Source organism: Chlamydia caviae GPIC (assembly GCF_000007605.1).
Classification (GTDB): Bacteria; Chlamydiota; Chlamydiia; order Chlamydiales; family Chlamydiaceae; genus Chlamydia; species Chlamydia caviae.
The window spans coordinates 274,161-296,025 of the sequence record NC_003361.3 but is presented as its reverse complement, the minus strand read 5'-3'; the positions used below and the strand labels follow the sequence as shown (position 1 = coordinate 296,025).

Sequence of the window (21,865 nt, the reverse complement as noted above, 5' to 3'; positions counted from 1 at the left end):
TTCTATGGAAATACAGCTCTCTACTCTCTTCAGCACTTATCTTCTGACATCTTTATTTGCTTGTTTACCTCTTTCCCTGCATGCCTCCGAAAAAGAAGCTCCATACTCATGGAAAACTTTTGGATACGAACAACTTCTTAAGCCGGAATTCTTCTTTGATATTCTTGAAGAACAAAACACCCTTGAAGGGCTTACACGTTCAACAGGGGGGATTACTGTTGAAAACTATAAGAATATTATCTGCTCTCAGCAAATCTCTATTACACCTGGTGGGGTTTTCGATGCTGCTTCGGTAACAATACAAAACATTCAAAATGACATAAAGTTCATCTCAAACATAACAACGCAAAAAGGCGGTGTCATCCATACTCCAGGCAACTGTACCATTACTCAAAACCTAGGAAAACAATACTACATTAGCAACGAGTCTAATGCTTCTGCATCTACGGCAAACTCCTCATACTATGGCGGAGTTGTCTATTGCAGAGGAGATTTTGAATTATCTAAGAATCGTGCGACTATTTGTTTTGCTTATAATGTGGCAAGACAGCGCGGTGGCGCTATCGCATCAGAGACCTATTGTAAGATCAGAGAGAATACGCATCCTATTTTGTTCACGAACAATTTAGCCTTAAAAGAACAAGGTGGGGCTATTTATTGTCGAGATTGTGAGATTGCAAACAATTCTGGACCTATATGCATCACTTCTAACTGTTCTCCTATTGGAGGGGGTTGCCTCGCTACTTCCAGCGTCGCAATTAAAAATAATTCCAATTTGATTTTATTTTCGAATAACTCCGGTGTATGCGATCAACCCGTTGGAGCGACAAGCTCCGGAGGGGCGATCTCCGCACCAATGATAAACATAGAGAACAATTCTGGGCCCATTTGCTTCGATAATAATATTGTGGATCGCAATGGCGGCGCCCTATGGTTCTCAACATTAACTATTAAAAATAATGGGCTCGTCCAATTTATCAATAACCGAAGTAAATGGGGAGGCGCCCTCCTCATTAAAAATAATGGCTCCTGTGAGCTATCCGCAGATAATGGGGACATTATTTTTGATAGTAATTGTGGAATAAAGAGTGACCAATTGTATAGAAATGCTATGCATTGCACAGCAGGAACAACTTTAAAAATTGGTGCCAAGAAAAATCGCTGTGTGAAATTCTATGATCCTATCCAATGCACTTACTCATCTCCATTAATAGCATTTAATCATGAAGATTATCACCAAGGAACAATTTTATTTTCCTCGGTGTTCGTGCCTCCCTCATTCAAACTAAACGATAACTTCATGAGCTATATAAGAAATCCTCTAACTATCCATAACGGCGTTCTTGCTATTGAGGATCGCGCAGCATTAGCTGCTTATCAAATTACACAAACTGAAGGAACTCTACGCCTAGGAAATGGCGCCGTCATTACTACTATACAAAATGCTTCCCCACAGACAACAGATGGCTGCACGCTGGCACTCTCTAAACTCGCTTTAAATCTTCCTTCTATTTTAGCTAAAGGTGCTGAAGCTCCTAAAATCTGGGTCTATCCCGCAGGAAGTAACAATAACTACACTGAAGATCCCAACCCGACCATCACTATTTCCGGACCCCTAAAACTACTTGATAATTACAATGACGATCCCTACGACTCTTTAAATCTCTCTCATGGGATTACACGTGTGCCTTTCTTATATCTTTGTGATAACGCCACAAAGAAAATTAACATCGATGCTCTAAATGTTGAAGCCATTAATGATCATCTCCATTATGGCTATCAAGGGGTTTGGTCTCCCTATTGGGAAGAATACACGACCATAACCAACCCAACTTCAGTGCTAACAGCAAATACTTCCCATCGCCTGCTCTATGCAGATTGGACCCCAACAGGTTATATTCCTAATCCCAAGTACAAAACTCCTCTCATCGCCAATGCTCTATGGGGATCCGTCTACACTACACTATCAGGAATGCGCACGCTACCTTCTCCAGTAGCTAATCCCGATCATTTCGAACTCAGCAGTCAGGGAGTCCTCCTAGGTGTTCGTCAGCACAATCGCTCTGGAATTCGTGGATTTCGCATGGAATCCTCAGGTTATGCACTCACCTCATCGGCTGCAACAAAGATAGATCGTAAGATCTCCTTTGCATTTTCTCAGCAAATGTCTCACATAAAAGAACATACGACATCGAACAAAGTCTCTTCGAAAAACTTCTTCGGAAGTGTACAACTACGCCTGCCTTGGTTAACAGCATCACTAGCCTATAATTATGGAGACCACACAGCGAAGCATTTCTATACAGAAGATAACAAGGATTCTGAAGGGAATTTCCATAGCCATACATTCGGAGCCTGTCTGAATTTCACGCTAAATCGCAGCCCAATAAACAATGCGTTTATAGCACCATTTATAGAGGCTGTAGCCTTTAGAGCAATGCTCTCCGGTTTTACAGAACAAGGAGATTTTGCACGGAAATTCACAATGCATAAGCACTTACAAAACCTCGCATTACCCGTGGGAATGATCGTACAATGGGCATATGATGGGCACTTGCCAACAACCTGGCAAATACAACTTGCCTACCACCCCGTTATCTATAGACACTACCCTAAGGTAGCGACAACACTACTGGCAAGTAGTGGAACTTGGCACTCATCAGGAACGCCAATCGCACGCAATGCTTTTTCCTTTAAAATAGGAAATGAAACGCAAATCTTATCTTACGTGAATATCTTCTTAAACTATCAAGGAGAAGGCTCTTCTTCCTTCTTCTCTCATTACCTAAAAGCAGGAAGTACACTCACCTTTTAAAAGAAATAAGGCTATAAAGAGATTTATAGCCTTAATTAACATCTTATTGCTTATCCTTACGACGCTCTTTGTACTCCTGTACCCTATCGTTCATGAGTCTCAACAACCGCATCATCCGATTACTTCCATAAGGACTTTCCGGAGGAGTTTGCAACGGAGGAAGAGGGGGTAAAGGACGACGCGCTGCCGCTGCCGACTCTCTTCTTTCATGGGTTTCTTCAATAAACCTATCAATTTCTTCTGCCATAGAAGCTGCCCCAACACCATTTCCAAATCCTGGAGTCACTCCAAGAGCAGATCCTGATAGATTTGGAAGCCTATACCCATCCTCAGGAAGCACAGTAAATAGTTGAGGGCCAGATCTTGGCACATTATAAATATCTTCGGAAGGAGATCTGGGGACGTCGTAAATACCATCAGAGACAGGTCTTGGCGTGTCGTAAATAGAATCCCTAGCATCACCTGTTCCGGGCCTTCTATTTTGAGAACTTGGAACATCGTAAATCGTTCCCTCATCTCTTCCACGAGGGCGACGTCTCATCTGAGCATATAGTAGCTCAGGATCTCTACCCCCTGTTGTGGGAAGATCTGTAGAATCTAAACCGGGATGATTTCCCGGTAAAGGCGGAGGTGTATCCCTATCATCACCTGCTCTGGGCCTTCTACTTTGAGGACTTGGGACATCGTAAATCGGTCCCTCATCTCTTCCACGAGGGCGGGGTCTCATCTGAGCATATAGCGGCTCAGCATCCCTATCCCCTGTTGTGGGAAGATCTTCAGAGTCATCGTTAATATCTGCGTAATCTAAACTAGGATGATTTCCCGGTAAAGGTGGGGGTGTATCCCCACCATCACTTTCATAAGGAATCCAGCTAGAGCCAATTATCTCATATGTACCCTCACGATCATCAACGTGAAGTCTCACAACTTCATGACCAAACATACCTCTAACATCAGAAACATAGACAACATCAGGTCTTCCATTTACCCAAGCGTTTACAACCTCATAGGGAACCGTAAGAGTTCCTGGACTGTAAAAATTCTCTGAGTTGGTATGCCTTTGAATAAATCTTTCGGCCTCCCTAGCATAAGCCCGATCTCTACCAAGAAATCTGTAAACACCTCTCTCACGCACGCAACAACGTCTTACAAGCTCCCCAAGGGATCGAAGACCTCTTCTTACTAAACGTGCTAGAGCGACTAGGTTACGTCTAATCAAAGTAAGTATACGGATAATCCCTCTTTCCAACCTCACAAGAGCAAATTGAATACGCTCTCTTAATGAAGGTGTTACACTTGCAGAAACTTCCATATCAAACTGTAAACGCAAGTTATTAGCTTCATCTAAAACTCTTCTTACTTCAGGGCTGATCTCTTCTAAGACATGATCGGCATACTCTCCACTTTCTATAGCATCTAAAAGCTCACTTTCCGACACACTGGATAAATCGTCATCTATGTCTAAAAATCTCGCTTCTCCAACGCCATCGCTATATCTTCTAGAAGAAGCCCCTGGGATACCAGCAGAAGCACTCACATCGAACTGATCTGTAGGTGAGGTATTGCCCTCACCTAACATCGTATTAACATAGCTTTGATACATATCGCGATACTTTAAGAGTTCCTGCCGCTCAGTCTCATTGTCCGCATCTAAAATCATCTGATCATACAATTGGACCGTATCGACCAACTCAGAAAAAGTCATCCCCGTAAATCCATCAACAGGAGTTTCTTGCTGCCTAGTAGCAAAATCCCACAAACCACGAACACGAGCCGCCAATCCACCAACACCTCTCCCTGAAGATGTAGAAGCTTCGGCTCTATCGTCTGTATCCAAATCTATCGACTGTAGCGAACTTTCATCAGAAATATCCGTGATATCTGTATCCCCAGAATCTAAATCTCCTATTTCTGAAACGTCTGATGCAGAAATCTCTTGGAGACTTTGACTTTGCAAATGTGCCTGCATAGCGCGCGCATCAGGAAGACGCACGCCATGACGTTTATATCCCGCAATGATAGGAGAGGAAATTTCTGGTCCTTGAGCTCTATCACTCTTTTTCCCACCTGTGAATATTCCCTTAACAGATGACCATATACGAGAAAAGAATCCTGGGTTAGATGCTTCCTCTGGGGAAATAGACGCTCTTCGAGTTTCCTCTACCTCTTCAGGAGTGCGTACTTGAAAACCCTCCTCCATTAACGTCCGGGTTCTCTCCTCTATTGAGTGTTCACTACTCACACTACCGGATCTAGAGCGCTCCCCATCTCCAAAAACTATATCATGGCCTCCGAAACTGGCTGATTTAGATTGTTTATCATCATCATTTCCATGAGGAGGGAGTTTCCCTGGCCCACCGCCACCTCCAATTCCGCTTACCCCAGCCATATCTGTGCCTCTTTTATATTAAATATAAAAATTTCATCATTAATAATTTTAATTTTATCAACTTTTTAAGAATTAACAAAACAAAGAGATAGAATTTATTTTTTAAAAGCAACAAAGTCAAAAGGATCATCTATCTATAATGATAATGAGAAATTCAAGAGAGGCTTTGGGGAGCTTTGCTGCAAACTGCAGACATCCAGAGACTTAGTCTTCAAAGGCGTCAGCGAAGATGCCATCATCTTCTTCAACATCCCAAACATCGAAACTCGCATCCACAATGAGATCTTCCGTGGGGATTTGTAATTTTTCAGAGATATCGTTTAAATAGGATCTTCGTGAACGCAAACGCTCCCTTAGCATAACCAGCTGATTGTAGAGCCAAGCGGTGAGCTTTTGTAAATACATAGCAGCGCCGATAGTGAACAACGTGGAGCCTATTGCCAAAACTCCAGCCATGATCGGAGCTAAAACAGGAACGAGGGTAAGGAGCATCACACTGACGCCTGCAGCGATAAAAATTCCTGCAGTGATCACGCTGTTAACACCACGGCCTTTTTCAAAATCTGCGATTTCTTCACGAATAGCACGATCGGTTTCAAGAATCGTATCTTTACCAACACACAACCAGGCTTTATCAATAGCTGCCTTAGAAAGATCAGAAGCATTGATAATATGTTTTGTAAATTCTGCTTTTGCCCTGGCCTCTTTCCAACGCATTTTGGCAATGCTTAATCGGGACTTACACTGAAATACATTATAAACCAAACCTGAAGAGGCCATAGGCAAAACTGTAGAAGAAACCGAAGAGCCTACAGCAGCAATAAGAAGCACGTGCAATGCCGGCAATCCTGCAAACCCTGCGGCAACGACAGCAGCCACTCCTGCAAGTACAAGTAAGACAGATAAAGCAAAAATCACCTTCTGCTTAGGGGTTAAAGATAAACGTGTATCAATTTCCTCAGAAGAGATTCTTTTATATTCGAAAATCTCTTCAGAATTCCCCGAGTTAGAGAGTCCCTCTTCTTCTTTCTTAGAGATCACTGTTAACGGCTCTTCAACAAGCTCTTTTGCTGCAATATCTTCATTACGAATGTTTTTTAACCCCGGATCAGCAAAAAGCATCTGACCTTTTTGCGCTTCTAAAAAGCCCTTCCACTTGCCAATACTGCTATGCAATAGCGTCTGAAGAATTAATCCCACCCCTATAGAAACAAAAGGAGGAGCAAGAACTATCATAACCGCAGCAGGCGCTCCTCCTAAAACAACAGTACCGACAATCGCAAGGGTAACTCCTAAAATTACAAAACCTCCCCCTACAGCTAAAAGACTTAAGCTAATACGCTCTAGCTTTGCAGCCTCTTGCATAATCTCTATACGCGATAGAGGTTCTCCAGAAGCAGCTTTTTCAGAACGGGCGAACTTTACATATATATAGTGCGTGAGGCTTGCAAAGCCTGATTGGCTACCCTTAGAATACGTAACTCCCCCTAAGTTCCCAACAACACCTCCATACCCTCCGGGAACAAAACTTGCCCCCACCTTCATAGCCAATCCTAATCCTGTAAATCCCAGTCCTATACCTGCAGCACTTTTTAACCTCTGCTTTTCCGACATCTTAGGAGCAAAAAGATCCCTACACTTATTGACAAGATTTTTCATCACGGCAAAGCCACCGAGAGATATCCCAGATAAAGCTAACGCCAATACAATACTTTGAGGCACTCCAGGAGCTATACACGTCAAAGCCACAACAACGATAATCATAGCTAAAGCAAACACAATCAATCCCGCAAGCAACCCTACAGAATGAGAAAACCTTCTCTTATCCATAGCCGCATCTTCAATACACACAGGACGTTGTACATGCGCCCCTATAGTATTGCCCTGAGAGACTTGAGAGGGAACTTCCGCTCTTACAACCCCCGAAGGCTTATGACCATCGCCTGGAATTTTAGAAACTGACATAAATTAAAAAACAAAAAATAAAATTCGTTGTTAATTAATTATAATCATAAATTCGGATATCAAACATCGATCAATTAATTAAATAAAACGCAACAAAATCAATAAAAATTATTTAAATATAATTAAGGAAATAAAAGTGTCTTATTTTTAGAAGCTAACTTGAAAAATTAGAGTTGCTAGAGGGGGAAGCTCGATAGCGATTCCCCAGGGGATGTTATGATCTACACAGAGTATGGGTAAGCGGTTCCCTTTTCCTGAGCCGCCAAAGGAGATATCATCGCTGTTAAAGAGCAGCTCACATGTTTTAATGCCTTGGCAATGTAGAACATAAGAAGGAAAATATTCCGAACTAAAATGATGAATACAGAGTAAGGCGCTACTACGATCTTCTCCTGAAAATCTGTAATAGGAAATGACATTATTTTTGGTATCTTTAAAATCTACCCAAAGGAAAGACTCTTGTTTATGATCTCCTTTCCAAAAATAGGGTAGCTCGCAATATAAAGCGTTCATCTTCGCAACGCATTTGTGCAAAGAAGCGTGATAAGGATTGTCTAGTAAATGCCAATCTAAAGAGTTGTCTGGAGACCACTCTTTCCATTGAGCAAATTCCCCTCCCATAAATACGAGTTTTTTCCCAGGCTGACATATCTGATAGCTCAGTAACAGACGCATATGGGCAAATTTCGTCCAGGTATCTCCGGGAATTTTTTGTAATAGGCTGCCTTTACCATGAACAACCTCATCATGAGAAAGAGGGAGCAGGTACCTTTCATTGAAAGCGTACCACAGGCTGAACGTGAGATCATTATGATGATAAGAACGGAATATAGGATCGACTTTGATATAACGAAAGGTATCGTGCATCCATCCTAAGTTCCATTTATAATCAAACCCCAACCCTCCAGAATCTACAGACTCTGTAACCTTTGGGAAATCTGTAGACTCTTCTGCGAATGTCAATACTGCGGGAAATTCTCTATGTACTACAGAGTTAAAATGTTTGATAAATTCAATAGCATCGAGATTTTCATTTCCCCCGTAAATATTTGGGGACCACTCACCTGCTTTTCTCCCATAGTCTAAATATAGCATTGAGGTCACAGCATCCACACGCAAACCATCAATATGCATTTTATCTAGCCAAAATAGAGCGCTTCCTATAAGAAAATTGACAACCTCACTACAGCGATAATCAAAAGTATAGGTATGCCAATGGGGATGTAAAGGGTCTTTATGGTCTACAGACTCATAAAGAGCCTCTCCATCAAAAGATGCTAAAGCAAAAGAATCTGTAGGGAAATGACCCGGCACCCAATCTAAAATCACTCCAATGCCTTCACAGTGGAGATGATCTACAAAAAACTGAAAATCTTGGAAAGACCCATACCGCCATGTAGGTGCGTAATATCCTGTTACCTGATACCCCCAAGATTCATTTAAAGGATGCTCTGTGATCGGTAAAAGTTCTACATGCGTATAGTGGAGTTCCTTACAATATTGCGCTAGTCTCTTCGCTAGTTCTCGATAACCTAAAGGGCGACCATTATCCCATTGCCAAGAGCCAACATGCACCTCATAAATAGCTAAGGGTTGATCTTTTGTATTCTTACGATTTTCCATCCATTTTTGATCATGCCATGTATAGCGATCGCTATTTATAACTCGCGATGTCACTTGAGGAGGAATATCAAAACCTTTCCCGTAAGGGTCGGTTTTGATAAGGACCTCTCCTGAAGCCGTAACGAGTTCCCACTTGTATAGCGTTCCCTCATCAAGACCAGGAATAAACAACTCCCACACTCCAGAATCAGAAACCTTACGCAAAGGATTAACTAAACCATTCCAATAGTTAAAATCTCCAACTACAGAAACACGTTGCGCGTGGGGAGCCCAAACAACAAAAAGGACTCCTAAAATGCCCCCAACATCACAGGGAATGGCTCCCATACGCTCATAAATTTTATAGTGTGTCCCCTGATGAAATAAAAAAGAGTCCATCTCTCCCCACAAAGGAGAAAAAGCATAGGGATCGTGAGCTAATAAGCCGTTTTGGTGATAAATGCGGTAATCATGAGGGAGAGTCCCCTTAGGGGTGACTAGAGAAAATATTCCTGAATGATGGTGTGTCGCCTGCGCGATGTTTCCCTGAAGTTCTATAGCTACAAAATGAGCCCCGGGCCGAAAAAGAATAATTCTATCTTGTGAAGAACTTTCAGAAATAATCCCTAAAAACTTATGAGGATTACTCTGCCTTCCGGAAATCAGCAAGGAAATATCTTCAGAGTTTATAATCCTCTCGACCATCAGAAAACTATCTTATTTATGGAAACAATCCCATAAATACGTAGTTCCTGCTTTTATCTCCATACTTTCTCCTAAAGAAACCTTAGAAGAATTTACTAACTGTTTCTTCTCCCATTGGCGTAAACGGCAATGAGATAATTCTGAAGAGAAAGCTAACAATACGGGTCCAGTTTCCTCAGCATGCAAACAAACACGACGGATGGTCTTTTTACTCCATTCTAAAGATAATTTCCCTATTCCTTGCAGATGGACATCGATAAATCTTCCACAAGGAAACTCTGGGGGTAGGGAAGGAAGGATTTCCACAATCTCCTTATCACGTAAAATAAAGAGATCCCGCAGCATGCCCAGGGTATAAAAAAGCAGAGGGAAAGGAATATTTTCCCGTAGATTCTTTTTAGGAAGCTCATGAAGAATGCCTTGATATTCAGTATCGTAAATCCTAGGCAAAAGATTCTCAGAAAAGCCCGCAAGATATAAAGAAGATAAGGCTGCGTAGATCTCCGTCTTCCTTCTTTCTTGAATCTTTTGATAAGCATCAACGAATAATGTCCCACTTCCCTTCTTTAAAACCTCCTCATCTCTTGAAGACTCAGGAGTAAGAGAACCCAAGCGTAGCAATAAAGGAAGAACCTCTTTTAAATCTCTACGATAGCGAATCTTATGCAAATCTGCGTGTTTATGCACACCTAAAGAAAGCAGGGGTTGTGCAGAATCTGCGTGGGGTAAATGCCCTTTCAAAGAATCTACCTTTTTCCCAGAAGGAAGAATGTAGTATTTATACTGCTCACAAACAACAGATAAGCCCCCACGGTGCAAATCTTGGAAAACAGCAAAGCGTTTTAAAGGTCCCTGAGCTTCTACATAACCCTCATTAAGAAGTTCATGAGAAGCAGAAAATATACGCCATAATGTAGGAAAGATCTGAGCATAAAGCTCAGATCCTGGAATAGGCATAAATGTTCCAGGAATCAACGTATAAGGTTTAAAACTCTGGGTTATTTTAATCATATACGTTTTCCTTTAAGAGTATCTTCTTCAACAGCGTCTATATACACATTGACTAACGTATTCACAGCAACAGTAGAATCTGCTGGAAAGCCTACCATATCAAAATATGGAGAATGCCCATAAGCTATACCTTGATCAATTCTTTCAACAAGGACGGAAACCGTCTCCCCTATACGCTGTGCCATCTCCCTACGGGCGATTTCTTTGGCAACATGGGCCAGGTGCTTTTTCCTTTCATTAATCACAGACTGGGGAAGTTGAGAAGCAAACGTATAGGCTTTTGTTCGTTCTCTAGGACTGAAAGGAAAAATATGCACCTTGATAAAACCTACATCTTCAATAATCCGTAGGGTATCTTCAAAATCCTGATCTGTCTCACCAGGAAAGCCAACAATCACATCTGTTGTAAAAGCATATCGAGGATCCACAGAACGCAAAGCATCTACACAATCTAAAAAGTCACTTCTTGAATACTTACGATTCATCCGTTTTAAAATGGCATTTGACCCCGATTGCAAAACAAGATGCGAAGAATGGCAGGTATGTCTTCCTGAAAGCAATACATCCCTAAGATCTTCCTGAACATCTTCAGGATCTATCGAAGAAATCCGTATTCTTTCTATACCTTTGATCTCATCCACCTGACGGATAAGATGCGCTAGAGACTTCCCCTCATCTTGATAATCACCAACATTAATCCCCGCAATAACAACCTCTTGGTATCCCTGAGAAACCAGTCCAGAAATCTCATCAAGAATTTCCTGAATAGGACGTGAACGTGACCGACCACGCAAATAAGGAATAATACAATACGAACAAAAGGAATTGCACCCATCCTGAACTTTAATAAAAGCTCGAGACTTCCCCTCAAAACTACGGATACGAAACTCAGGAAGATCTTGAATGGAAGGAAAAATCTTCTCCATTAACTGATGCTTTTCCTTGTTAGACACAAGAAGGCATTGCCTTTCTAAAGAATTAAAAAATTCTTTATCAGCCTCTCCTAAACAGCCAGTAATCACTAAAAAAGCATCGGGATTCTGTCTACAAACTTGACGTACAGCATGACGTCCAGAGCTTTCTGCAGACCCTGTAACAGCACAGGTATTGACAATACACAGGTCACAAGGCTCCTCGGGATCAGTAATTTCGCGATAGCCTAAAAAATTCAGCTGATCTCGGTAACTCTGAATTTCATATTGATTTACACGACACCCTAAACAAACAAGCTTAAACGTTCCCTTTACTTCTACAACTGTCATAAGTTTTTAGTGAGACACGAAAAAAATAAGAAGACAGTATTCTAAAGTATCCCTACTTTTCCTCACTAATAAAGATTCTCTTTTTTCTTATTAGCTTATAAAGAAACTTCCTGAAATACAACCTAATCTTCTTTTTTCTTTTGAGAAGAACGCGGGCGGGAAATAAACGGTTGGTACTTTTTCTCCAACTCTTTGGGTAAGTAGCTCTCTACGATTAAAATATCATCTTTACGGCGATGTGAACGTACTAATCCAGCATCATAAAGCTCAGTAAATTTCCCATAGTCTTTATAAGAAAATTTTAATGTTACCTCGGGACATCCTTCGGTAACCATCTCTGTCATCGCTTCAAGAAGATTTTGTATCCCCTCTCCAGTTTTTGCAGAGACGGGTACAGCACGGGGGGATAACAAACGAAGTTTCACAGAGGCTTTACTATCAGGAAGTGCGTCGATCTTATTTAACACTGTAACGATTTTAGGATGCTCAATTCCCAATTCTTGTAATATCGCTTTCGTTGTCTCTATATGCTCAAAAGCTAAGGGATGCGAAGCATCCACAACATGAAGTAAAACGTCTTCATGTAAAGCGGCTTCTAAAGTACTTTTAAATGCTGCAACAAGGGTGTGGGGTAATTTGCGGATAAATCCTACTGTATCGGTAACGAGAACACGCTGACCACAAGGAAGAATGCACCTGCGCGTTTTAGGATCTAAAGTAGCAAACAGCTTATCCTCAGCATAAGTTTCTGCAGAGGTTAAAAAATTCAATAATGTGCTCTTTCCAGAGTTAGTATATCCAATCAAAGCAAATGAAGGGATGCCCCGTCTTTCCTTAGCCTTACGACGCTCTTTCCTTTGCTTTTCTACAGATTTAAGATCAGAAGTTAATTTGTGAATCCTTTCACGAATCATCCTTCTATCGAGTTCGATTTGTTTCTCTCCCTCTCCTTTAACGAAACCTCCGCCGCTACCACCTCCAGATTTTTGACGTGATAGGTGCCCCCACATTCTCTTTAACCGAGGAAGAAGATAACGTGCGCGGGCTAATTCTACCTGAAGTCCAGCTTCTGCAGTGAAGGCACGACTAGCAAAGATCTCTAATATCAACTCTGTACGATCTAAAACAACAAGGCCTAAACGTTTTTCCAGGTTTCTCTGTTGTGAAGCAGTAATTTCCTCATCAACTATCAATGTACCAATAGTAGGAAACGCCTGTAAAATCTCCTCGATTTCTAATAGTTTCCCCTCATTTAAATACGTTGAAGATGACGGCATGCGTAAAATCCATGAACGTGTTTCTAACACTGTGATATCACAGGATTCAGCAAGAGAAACGAGCTCTTCTTTATGTTCTTCTATGTTCTTTTGATCAGCTTTGCCTGTATAACAGGCAACGGCTAAAGCTTGAGAAGGATCTTGCTCTTCTCGAGGAAGAGAAAAACGCCATCCTAGCGCACTCTCTCGACTCTTTTTCTCTTCTTTAGGCTTTTTTTTCATTATCTATCCTTACAAAGACCAGGAAACTTCCATACCATCATAAGCACACACCTTATCAGAATAATCTGCGAGCTCTTTTTGTAAGTTATGGCTGATATGTGTGATGATTAATTTCTTTGCTCCTACATGAGAAGCAAAATCTTCTGCCTGACTCAAAGTAAAATGCGCGTGTCCGTATCCGTGAAAAGCCGGAGGGGGCTGATTAGGAGAAGCTGATAAAATCAATGTTTCCACTCCAGAAAGATAACTAAAAATCTCATGATCATATCTATTCATATCCGTAAGATAGGCAAGATTTCCAAAACGGTATCCCATAACTTCACAAGATTTTTGATAATAGGTGACGTAAGTATAAGGAAGATCTAAAAATGTACTCTCTCCATAGGCTTCGTTTAAAATAGTAAAATTTAAAGAAGCGGGGAGTGCTGTGGCACTACTTTGAGGGAAAACAATATGCTCACGAGTTTTAGAAAGATATTTATAGGTAAATGCGGAAACAACAACGGGAAGAGAACGTTGATGCATCACATACCAAGCGCGCAAATCATCGATCCCACCGATGTGATCGTAGTGGGGATGAGTAAGAAATACTCCGTCGAGTTGCTGAATATGATTTTCCAACATCTGCTGTCGGAAATCTGGCCCCGCATCAATAAGAAAATTCTTTCCTGCCCATGCAATAAGCACGGAAGAACGCAAACGCCGGATCTGTTTTCCTGTGCAAATCGCACAGGAACAAAAGGCCGCAGGAATCCCCTCGGGATTTCCTGATCCTAAAAAGATTAATTTCCCTGATGAAAAATCTCCCTGAATCTTGTTTTTCACAGACAATCCCCGGCACATTCCTAAAAGCCAAATTGTAACTGTCCAGAAAATTAAGGGAAAGAGGAAGCGGGTTCGGCAACTGGAAGTTCCGCAGAAGATAAAGGGATTGTAGGTTGGGCAAGACCATTGTTAGCTAATATAGGATCTAACAAATGGCATGAAGGAGGAAAATCCGTAAGCACGACATACTTTTCCGTTCCGTCTTGAATATGCACAAGATCACAACGTTCTGTATAATCCTTTGAAAGACTTAGCCATTCCCACACACGTGCCCTGGAAAAATAATTAAGAATTGCTCCCATCAAACACAAGATTAAACCAATACCTAATAAAATCGCAGGGAAACACCAGTGATGTAATCCAGGAAATACAGGAGCAGCAACAATCATACCAAGAATAATTCCTGAAAGAAGTAGAACGCCGCCTGCCAAACAACTTAACAAAGTACAAATATCTAAATTACGTACTCGAAAACATACGTTACGCATTTGTTCACGAATAGCAATAGCCTCGGCATCCTTAGGATGTAACCCCCACAGTGTTGTCATAGGCCCAGAAGAATATGTCCCCTTAATCGGATGATTCTTACATCGCAAAACGGGAGCCACACCACTAGGATGCCCATCACTACCCACAACAAGAACAGAAACCTCGGTGGGTTGGGCAACACTCTTGCAAGAAGAACAATAAAAATGCGTGTTGGCATACTGGGCACTATCCTTAAAACCAGGATAGCACGGGAAGGAACCAAACATACACAGCCCCTTAAAATAATCAGAAAGAAAATAACAAAAAAAATAGAAAAGATCAAATTGTAAGAGTTTATAAAAACTCAAACAAATTAATTCTTATATAAGAAAAGAAATTTAAAAAAGAAGTCTAAAGACAATTTAAAAAAGAAAAATGCAAAAATAGACAAGAAGTATCTTCTAATAGGAAGATTCTTCTTAATAAAAGAAATGTTAAAACTTCTTTTGATCTAAGCCCCATTTCTTTTCTAATTCTCGGACTACTCCCTCTGCTTGCAGCTCATCCAAAGCCTTTTGAACTTCTTCTAAATGTTCGGGGCGATCTTTTGCTATTCCCAAACCACAACCTAAAACCCACCAATCTTCAGGAAGGTCTATAGTTGTCGTATATAAATCAGGGAACTCTTTCAATACTACACGAGCAACGGAAGGCTCAAGAACTGCCACAGGAGATTTTTTAGAACCAACCTCCATCAACACCTCTAAAGTGCTATCGAAAGAACGTACTTTCACTCCTGACAAAGATAGTAGGTAATCTTCATGGAAGGTTCCTGTTTGCACAGCAACTGAGGAGTGTTTAGATAAAGGAAGAATATCTTCTTTACTTAAGGGTTGTTTAGATATGACAGTCAACTGACAAACACCTTCTCCATGATAAGGAATCATAGCGATTTCTTTTTGACGCGATCTAGTAATCGACATTCCTGCCAAAATAGCGTCTATACGGTGTTTTTTTAGATTTAAAATTAAAGCGTCAAAAGAGAACTCTGTAACTTTTAACTGTTTATCTAGTTTTTTGCTGATAGCTTCAGCAAGGTCTATGTCGAAACCCACGACTTTCCCATTCTCATCGATAAACTCAAAAGGAGGGTAAGTGGCGTTCGTTCCCACTATCCAAAGTTTATCCCTATTATTAGAGGAAGAGGTACAGCCCGCTGAGAATAAACAAAGTAAACACAACAAGGTTCGGAGGTAAAAAGTAAACTGTTTCATAAAAACTATGCTAGAATAACTAAAAATATGTTATAATTTATATACACAACAATAAATCATCAAACTCGAATATGCTTTATATTAATTGACGTCGACAGCGAGTAAGTATGCAGTTATACCCAAAAAAAATCAATTATGACCTCACCTTCTTCTCCACCTCCTTCCTGTCCTTCTCCAGGAAGAAATAATCTCTATCATTTACAAACCAATCCGCAAGACCCTTTGTCTATTAGAGTCTTAAGGTTGGTTGCTTATGTGCTACTGCATATCATTACACTGGGTCTCCTTCTGCTTCTCCATTATTGCACGCATCATGCAAGAGATAAGACCGCTAGACCCATTATCCCTGTACAACCCCAGTCACCTTCACCGACGACATCCCCAACATCATCTCCAAGAGTTTCCCCACTATCTTCACCTGCACCCTCTCCGCTCTTACCAAGAAGCCCAACCCAGCAACCTCCTCAAGAGCCAGCGACGCAACAACGGGCTGATACACGACAGGTGCCACCACCAGCAGATACCACCCCTCCTCCCGCACAACAACCCGCGGCTCCGGCTCCACAGCCTCAACACCCTCCCGTTACCAAGGCCTCATTAGATCTCCCCCCAGCGGCGCCGGCCCCTAGCCCAGTGCCGGGATTACCTTCGCTAACTGAAATCATAGACAGCATGCAGGGATTAGGCGTTGTGCCTGCGGGTGTGGATAGAAAATCCTTAGAAGCTATGGTAAACTTTAACGAACAGGGACTATCTCCAAATAGTGCACGTTTAACTATCACTGCGGCACAAATCCTGAATCCCCTATTCGTGGCTACCTATCCTAAACGTATCCAATCGCATTTCCAAATGATAATGAGGGATCTGGAACATAGCATCCAAACAGGAAATCCTCAGAATGAAGACGTCCAAGTTGCCAAGCTACAGTTAAGTCAGTTAAAACACTTGAATGAACATTATTATCTCGTTGATGTTCCTGGAGATGGGAACTGTTTTTACCGTTCTTTCCACATAGGTTGGATGTCTTCTTTGATGCGCTCCAGAGATCCTCAAGCATTCGAAAATGAAGCTCAGCGTATTTTAGGACTCCCTTTTGCACGATCATCAGCAAGAAACCGCTTATTGTCTCAGCAAATGGCTACGGTTATCCGCTCTTGCCAACACTATCAAAATATCAAGGACCTATACGATAACGTTCTTCTTTCTCCACTGCATACCCCTATAGCGATTTCTTACTTAAAGAATCTCGCTCTTTTCACTATGGATGAAAACCGTATAACTAGTCTGGGGGGAGAAGATAACGTCAGGGCTTTAATCTTGGGTCAGATGACGGAAGCTCCGGAGATGTTGGCGGACTCGCTGAAAAAAATCATCCAAACACAACCATCTAGCCCAATTTTAAATCATATCTTCCGTGGCAATGTATTGCCAATAACAGGAGCTGCTGATCAGTGTTCTCTCGCTTTGGAATTCCTATCCCAGCTCCTCCTCAATGATCAAGATGTTCAACAATTACCCCAGGAACAACAGCAAGCAGCTGCGCAGCTTCAAGCATCATTAAATGAGCTTATCGACGTTGCATCAACGGTTTTAGTTTCTGGAGATTTAACTGAAACAAATGTTGCTCCTATTATACGAAATCTTCCCCGAGAAATTCGAGGCCACTACAGAAAATTCTCCCAGGCAATTACTGAGAAAAGGCCTAACCCTCCTTTAGCTACATCATTAATCCTTCTTTCTTTCCTTCTTTCTCATCCCTCATGTGTAGCGAATAATGCCGTGTGCTCTGACTTCTTAACACAAGCACAAGCTCTCCTCAAAAATACTTTAGGGGATGAACAATCCCTAGTAGGATTTTTAGGATGGCGTGGGGAAAAAGCCTCGGCACTTGATGCGAAGCTAAAAAGCTCCTGGAAGCAAAAACAGGCTGGCAGCCTGATTGAGGTTGCCCTAGGTCTTTGTGACGGATTTAAATCTTCAAGTACTATTACACAATTAGGTCTTACCTATAGAATTATTGCTAAGTTAATGCAAATCACGCCACAGACTCTTTCTGAGGCACAGTTGCGCACCTCCTTAGATGCTATTTTAGCGCATATCTATCAAAATACAAACTTAGCTATGTCGTATCTTGAAATGACCGAATCTCAGATATTTAAAGGATTACCTTTAGAGGCCTCGGCGAATTCTCAAGATAAGGTGTATGCGGAAGGAATAAAGATGTTCTTCTTCCTATTGCAATACCCCTCTTTACTTCAAAATTTGGTTACTGCAAAGGATGCAAAACAGATTATGCTGCTTTTTCAACCGCATCTGCAACAAGCCTTGAGAAAGAATATCAATACGCATCGCGTGCTGTCTACAGGAAGCAGTATTTTCGGAACCTTCTGTTGGTCCGGTCCGACATTTGGAGATGACGTTACCCCTCAAACTATTGAAGCTATACTAGCCTTCTTAGCTAAGGATCCTGCAGCGCTTTCTCTTTGCCCGACCATGAGAAACGACTTCTTCCAAATTATGAACTCAGGGAATCCGGAAAAAACTTCTGCGTTAGTCCAAGAAGTACGGACAAACTATCCTGAGCTATGGGCAGATTTTATTCAGCATTTGGATATCGTAGGTCACAGAGCTACGCCTCAAAATGCGAGTAGACCATTTAGCCAAACGCTCACTTTGGACATCTTACTCTATAGTTTCTTAAGTACTTATCCTCAGATATTAGAAGACAATACAGAGGTCACGACCAGGTTAACCACCTACATCTCTGAGCAAACGACACGCATTAAAACGAGCATTGTAGAGGACTTTCACCGCTGGAATCTATTATTCTGGGCAAACCTTGAAAAAATCATTACCTATAACAATTTACAAAAAGTCTTCCTATTTTCCTTAGTGCGTAGAGGAAATGCCTATCCAGAAGCCTCGCAATCCTTCATCCATGATCTCAATACTATGGACATTCACGAGCTGATGCGGATGTTTAACTCTGTAAATACGCAAGCGGAAGACGAGCATATTAGCGCCATTTCTTCTGCTTTAGGTTCTTTAGCGCTTTGTCAATACCTAGCAGATGGAAGTTTAACACAAACGGTACGCCAATTAACACCGTTGGCAAATAACCATGGTTTCTTCCAGACGGACTATGCCTCAGAACAACAAGCAGGAATTTTTGTTCTACATGCTAATAACCACTACAACTGTTTATTACCAAAAGATGCTAGCGACACTACGAGAACGACGCATCCTGGAACCCCACCGAATCAACCATAAAATAAGGGAAGCTTTCTTATTCTTACGACTACCCTCCCCCTACCGCATACATTAAAACGATCTCCTAAAGATCCCAATACTATCCTTTTCCTATCTTCAGAAATATCCGTAGGAGGAGGCTCTCCGCTTCTCATTGCGGGTCCTTGCACTCTAGAAAGCTACCAGCATACGGTAGCTATAGGTCTTGCAGCTAAAGCAGCAGGAGCTACGGTACTGCGAGGCTCAGTAAGAAAGCCTAGAACCAGCCCCTACTCTTTTCAGGGATGGGAAAAAGAACGGGTGATCTGGCATAAAGAAGCGCAACGTATTCACGGATTACTTACAGAAACAGAAGTTTTAGACGTCAGGGATGTGGAAATCACAGCAGAAAATGTCGATATCCTTCGTATAGGGGCAAGAAATATGCAAAACTTTGTTTTGCTTCAGGAAGCTAGTCGCAGTCACCGTCCCATTATTCTTAAACGTCATCCATCAGCAACTATAGAAGAATGGCTATCCTCAGCTGAATATATTCTTAATTCTCCGACATGTCCTGGAGTCATTCTCTGTGAGCGCGGCATACGCACTTTTGAAATGTCTACACGCTACACACTAGATCTCAATACGGTTGCCCTACTGAAAGAGATCTGCCCTCTTCCTGTAATTGTGGATCCCTCCCACGCTGCTGGAAAACGCTCGTTAGTCGTTCCCCTTGCAAAAGCTGCTATGGCGGCAGGAGCCGATGGATTGATCATAGAAATGCACGAGTGTCCAGAAAAAGCTCTTTGTGATGGGAAACAGCACGTCACTCCCGAAGAACTTACAGATTTATTCTCCTCTATCAGAAAAGAAGACGCGGCCCCTATGTATCAAGAAATAGGGGGATAAACATCCTAGCCTTCCCAAAATCTAGCTTTTGGAAATATATAATTAATTCGCCACGTTCGCAATTAAACAAAATTAAGTGCGGAAAACAATTTAATTAAATTAAAAATACAAATCTTTTTAAAAAGATTTGTATTGAAAAGTTTTGTTTGTTTTATCTATTTGATCTTCAAACAACAATGAAGGAATAAGAGTATTTTCTTCATGGAGGTATATGGTAACACAAACATGCAAGCTCTATCTTCTACAATGTCTATTTTACGCCTTATATTGGCTAATTTACTATTGTAGAAAATTACTCAGAGGCATCTCCGATCATTCCGATGAACCTTTGTTCCAAGCCTTCCTATCCTCTCTTATAGATCTTCTTTCTAGCTTAAAACAACTTCCGAACCTTGACGTAAGATAACTTAATTAACGACCCTCACCTTCTTGTTTTCTAACAAGAAGGTGAATTCAGAGAATATCTATGGAAAGATTCCTTAACTCAAGAGATCTCTAGGAAAAGATTACGCTTCCCTTTCTGAAGGCTTCCTGCTGTATACGTAGAGAATTTCAACAAAGACAAACGCGAGCAATGAACATAACCAAGAAATCAAATCCCTGGAGAAAGGAATTGTGATAACATACCCACAGCTATAGACACCTGCACCTATAAGTACTGCTGCCCAAGCTGCCGCTGTGCTAGCTTGATAACGCGTAAGAAGAGCAGCACCTATGGGGACGGAAAGACAGCATACGGACAGGCTATAGCTTAACATCAGCAAATCTACGATATTGCTAAAGCCCATAGCAGTAAGAGGCGCCAACACCGCAATAATACAAATCAAATAACGATAGTTTATCGAAGATATCTGAGGGACTTCCTCGCTGACAAGCTGAGCAACAGCGCTAATCAAGGAATCTGCAGTAGAAAGTATCGCGATACCAATAGCTGCTGCCATAACAGCTGCTAGTGATGGACCGCTAATATAAGCTACAGTATCAATAAGCACGCAACCTTGAGCAATGCCAAGTTTTGCTCCTAGAGAGCCTAAAAATAGCGGGATGAAATTAAATAGCAAAATTACACTGCCCGCAAGTATCGCAGCAATTTGCAAACGTCGCGGTGATGATGCCGCTACGCAACGTTGTGCCATGTCTTGCTCAACAATCATAAACACCATAGGCATGAAAATCCACCCCGGGAGTTTACTTGTTGGCAAAGGCTCGAATACCGCATTGGAAAGTATAGGGGTAAACTCAGAAGAACGGTACCAAACAGAAATTGCACAAGTAATCACAGCAATAAGAAGAAAAATTGCCTGAATAATATCTGTTCTTACGACACCACGAAAGCCCCCTGTAGATGTGTAAAATACCAACGTTATCCAAAAAATAGCGGTAAGGTACTTACCATAGGGCAAAACGTTGAACAATTTATCTAAAGCAATAATCTGGGCTACCAGAATAAAAAATAACGATAGTGCTGAAAGAAGAAAGGCCATTTTACGTAGCTTTTTCGACTTGTAAACACTTTCGAAAAGTGTCACCACAGTCACTATAGATCCAGAGGCTAGTTTCTTTCCCGGACCTACACCAAGGAATATCAACCCTAAAGCCACACCTAAAGGATATAAGATTACCGCATAACCATAACGTGCTGCTTCCTCAGCAGCACCAAGTAAGACCCCACCACCAATTTGCGTAGCAATAAACGTCATCGTTAATGAAAACGTTTTTAAACTTCTTCCCGCAAGAAAGTACTTATCGCGATCTTGAATTGCAGAACCGCCCTGACGACCTACAAATAAACAAAAGGCCTGAACGCCAAGCAAACAACCTAAAAATAACCCAAAATTCATTTCGAAACTCTCAACTGTAAAAAATACACAGGCCGAAGAACAACTGTCTAAATAAGACAGAAACCACTCAAG

General features: G+C 41.5%; 14 protein-coding genes. 4 read left to right on the top strand and 10 right to left on the bottom strand.

Translation table 11 applies throughout. The features are described from left to right. Positions 1–4 precede the first annotated feature (4 nt). On the top strand, positions 5–2,815 hold the full coding sequence (locus CCA_RS01380) for a polymorphic outer membrane protein middle domain-containing protein (protein ID WP_011006240.1): 2,811 nt from the start codon (positions 5–7) through the stop codon (positions 2,813–2,815). A 43-nt stretch (positions 2,816–2,858) separates the two neighbouring features. Here the strand turns inward: CCA_RS01380 and CCA_RS01375 are convergent, their stop codons facing one another. The 9 genes from CCA_RS01375 to CCA_RS01335 form a co-directional block, all read right to left on the bottom strand. Continuing rightward, positions 2,859–5,204, bottom strand: a complete 2,346-nt coding sequence (locus CCA_RS01375; protein WP_011006239.1) for a hypothetical protein — start codon at positions 5,202–5,204, stop codon at positions 2,859–2,861. Between the two features lie 204 nt (positions 5,205–5,408). Then, on the bottom strand, positions 5,409–7,169 hold the full coding sequence (locus CCA_RS01370) for a hypothetical protein (RefSeq protein ID WP_011006238.1): 1,761 nt from the start codon (positions 7,167–7,169) through the stop codon (positions 5,409–5,411). Positions 7,170–7,316: 147 nt separating this feature from the next. Beyond that, complete coding sequence (gene glgB, locus CCA_RS01365) at positions 7,317–9,476, bottom strand: 1,4-alpha-glucan branching protein GlgB (protein ID WP_011006237.1); 2,160 nt, start codon at positions 9,474–9,476, stop codon at positions 7,317–7,319. A 12-nt stretch (positions 9,477–9,488) separates the two neighbouring features. Then, a complete protein-coding gene (locus CCA_RS01360) occupies positions 9,489–10,487 on the bottom strand; it encodes a hypothetical protein (RefSeq protein ID WP_011006236.1) in 999 nt (332 codons plus the stop codon). Continuing rightward, positions 10,484–11,749 (bottom strand): tRNA (N(6)-L-threonylcarbamoyladenosine(37)-C(2))-methylthiotransferase MtaB, encoded by a 1,266-nt coding sequence (gene mtaB / locus CCA_RS01355; RefSeq protein WP_011006235.1) that lies wholly within the window; start codon positions 11,747–11,749, stop codon positions 10,484–10,486. The genes CCA_RS01360 and mtaB overlap by 4 nt, the downstream gene beginning before the upstream one ends. 122 nt (positions 11,750–11,871) lie before the next feature. Then, the gene (gene hflX / locus CCA_RS01350) at positions 11,872–13,248 is read right to left on the bottom strand and encodes a GTPase HflX (RefSeq protein WP_011006234.1); all 1,377 of its coding nucleotides are present in this window, start codon (positions 13,246–13,248) and stop codon (positions 11,872–11,874) included. A 9-nt stretch (positions 13,249–13,257) separates the two neighbouring features. Then, a complete protein-coding gene (locus CCA_RS01345; protein ID WP_011006233.1) occupies positions 13,258–14,091 on the bottom strand; it encodes an MBL fold metallo-hydrolase in 834 nt (277 codons plus the stop codon). A 32-nt stretch (positions 14,092–14,123) separates the two neighbouring features. Next, positions 14,124–14,828 (bottom strand): hypothetical protein, encoded by a 705-nt coding sequence (locus CCA_RS01340; protein ID WP_011006232.1) that lies wholly within the window; start codon positions 14,826–14,828, stop codon positions 14,124–14,126. A gap of 207 nt (positions 14,829–15,035) precedes the next feature. Beyond that, the gene (locus tag CCA_RS01335) at positions 15,036–15,815 is read right to left on the bottom strand and encodes a transporter substrate-binding domain-containing protein (protein WP_011006231.1); all 780 of its coding nucleotides are present in this window, start codon (positions 15,813–15,815) and stop codon (positions 15,036–15,038) included. Positions 15,816–15,950: 135 nt separating this feature from the next. Between CCA_RS01335 and CCA_RS01330 the strand changes: the two genes are divergently transcribed. From CCA_RS01330 to CCA_RS05235, 3 genes are all read left to right on the top strand, one after another. After that, the gene (locus tag CCA_RS01330; RefSeq protein ID WP_011006230.1) at positions 15,951–19,085 is read left to right on the top strand and encodes a membrane protein; all 3,135 of its coding nucleotides are present in this window, start codon (positions 15,951–15,953) and stop codon (positions 19,083–19,085) included. Positions 19,086–19,103: 18 nt separating this feature from the next. Beyond that, positions 19,104–19,952 (top strand): 3-deoxy-7-phosphoheptulonate synthase, encoded by an 849-nt coding sequence (gene aroF / locus CCA_RS01325; protein WP_041462202.1) that lies wholly within the window; start codon positions 19,104–19,106, stop codon positions 19,950–19,952. 211 nt (positions 19,953–20,163) lie between these two features. After that, positions 20,164–20,358, top strand: coding sequence for a hypothetical protein (locus CCA_RS05235; RefSeq protein WP_011006228.1), 195 nt, complete (start codon positions 20,164–20,166; stop codon positions 20,356–20,358). Positions 20,359–20,458: 100 nt separating this feature from the next. Here the strand turns inward: CCA_RS05235 and CCA_RS01320 are convergent, their stop codons facing one another. After that, positions 20,459–21,793 carry a sodium:solute symporter family protein gene (locus tag CCA_RS01320; RefSeq protein ID WP_011006227.1) on the bottom strand — a complete coding sequence of 445 codons (1,335 nt, stop codon included), beginning with the start codon at positions 21,791–21,793 and terminating at the stop codon, positions 20,459–20,461. Positions 21,794–21,865: the final 72 nt, after the last annotated feature.

Excerpts from the sequence above, each read along its gene's own strand:
- CCA_RS01380 (WP_011006240.1), top strand. The coding sequence starts at position 5 with ATGGAAATACAGCTCTCTACTCTCTTCAGCACTTATCTTCTGACATCT.
- CCA_RS01375 (WP_011006239.1), bottom strand. The coding sequence starts at position 5,204 with ATGGCTGGGGTAAGCGGAATTGGAGGTGGCGGTGGGCCAGGGAAACTC.
- CCA_RS01370 (WP_011006238.1), bottom strand. The coding sequence starts at position 7,169 with ATGTCAGTTTCTAAAATTCCAGGCGATGGTCATAAGCCTTCGGGGGTT.
- glgB (WP_011006237.1), bottom strand. The coding sequence starts at position 9,476 with ATGGTCGAGAGGATTATAAACTCTGAAGATATTTCCTTGCTGATTTCC.
- CCA_RS01360 (WP_011006236.1), bottom strand. The coding sequence starts at position 10,487 with ATGATTAAAATAACCCAGAGTTTTAAACCTTATACGTTGATTCCTGGA.
- mtaB (WP_011006235.1), bottom strand. The coding sequence starts at position 11,749 with ATGACAGTTGTAGAAGTAAAGGGAACGTTTAAGCTTGTTTGTTTAGGG.
- hflX (WP_011006234.1), bottom strand. The coding sequence starts at position 13,248 with ATGAAAAAAAAGCCTAAAGAAGAGAAAAAGAGTCGAGAGAGTGCGCTA.
- CCA_RS01345 (WP_011006233.1), bottom strand. The coding sequence starts at position 14,091 with ATGTGCCGGGGATTGTCTGTGAAAAACAAGATTCAGGGAGATTTTTCA.
- CCA_RS01340 (WP_011006232.1), bottom strand. The coding sequence starts at position 14,828 with ATGTTTGGTTCCTTCCCGTGCTATCCTGGTTTTAAGGATAGTGCCCAG.
- CCA_RS01335 (WP_011006231.1), bottom strand. The coding sequence starts at position 15,815 with ATGAAACAGTTTACTTTTTACCTCCGAACCTTGTTGTGTTTACTTTGT.
- CCA_RS01330 (WP_011006230.1), top strand. The coding sequence starts at position 15,951 with ATGACCTCACCTTCTTCTCCACCTCCTTCCTGTCCTTCTCCAGGAAGA.
- CCA_RS05235 (WP_011006228.1), top strand. The coding sequence starts at position 20,164 with ATGGTAACACAAACATGCAAGCTCTATCTTCTACAATGTCTATTTTAC.
- CCA_RS01320 (WP_011006227.1), bottom strand. The coding sequence starts at position 21,793 with ATGAATTTTGGGTTATTTTTAGGTTGTTTGCTTGGCGTTCAGGCCTTT.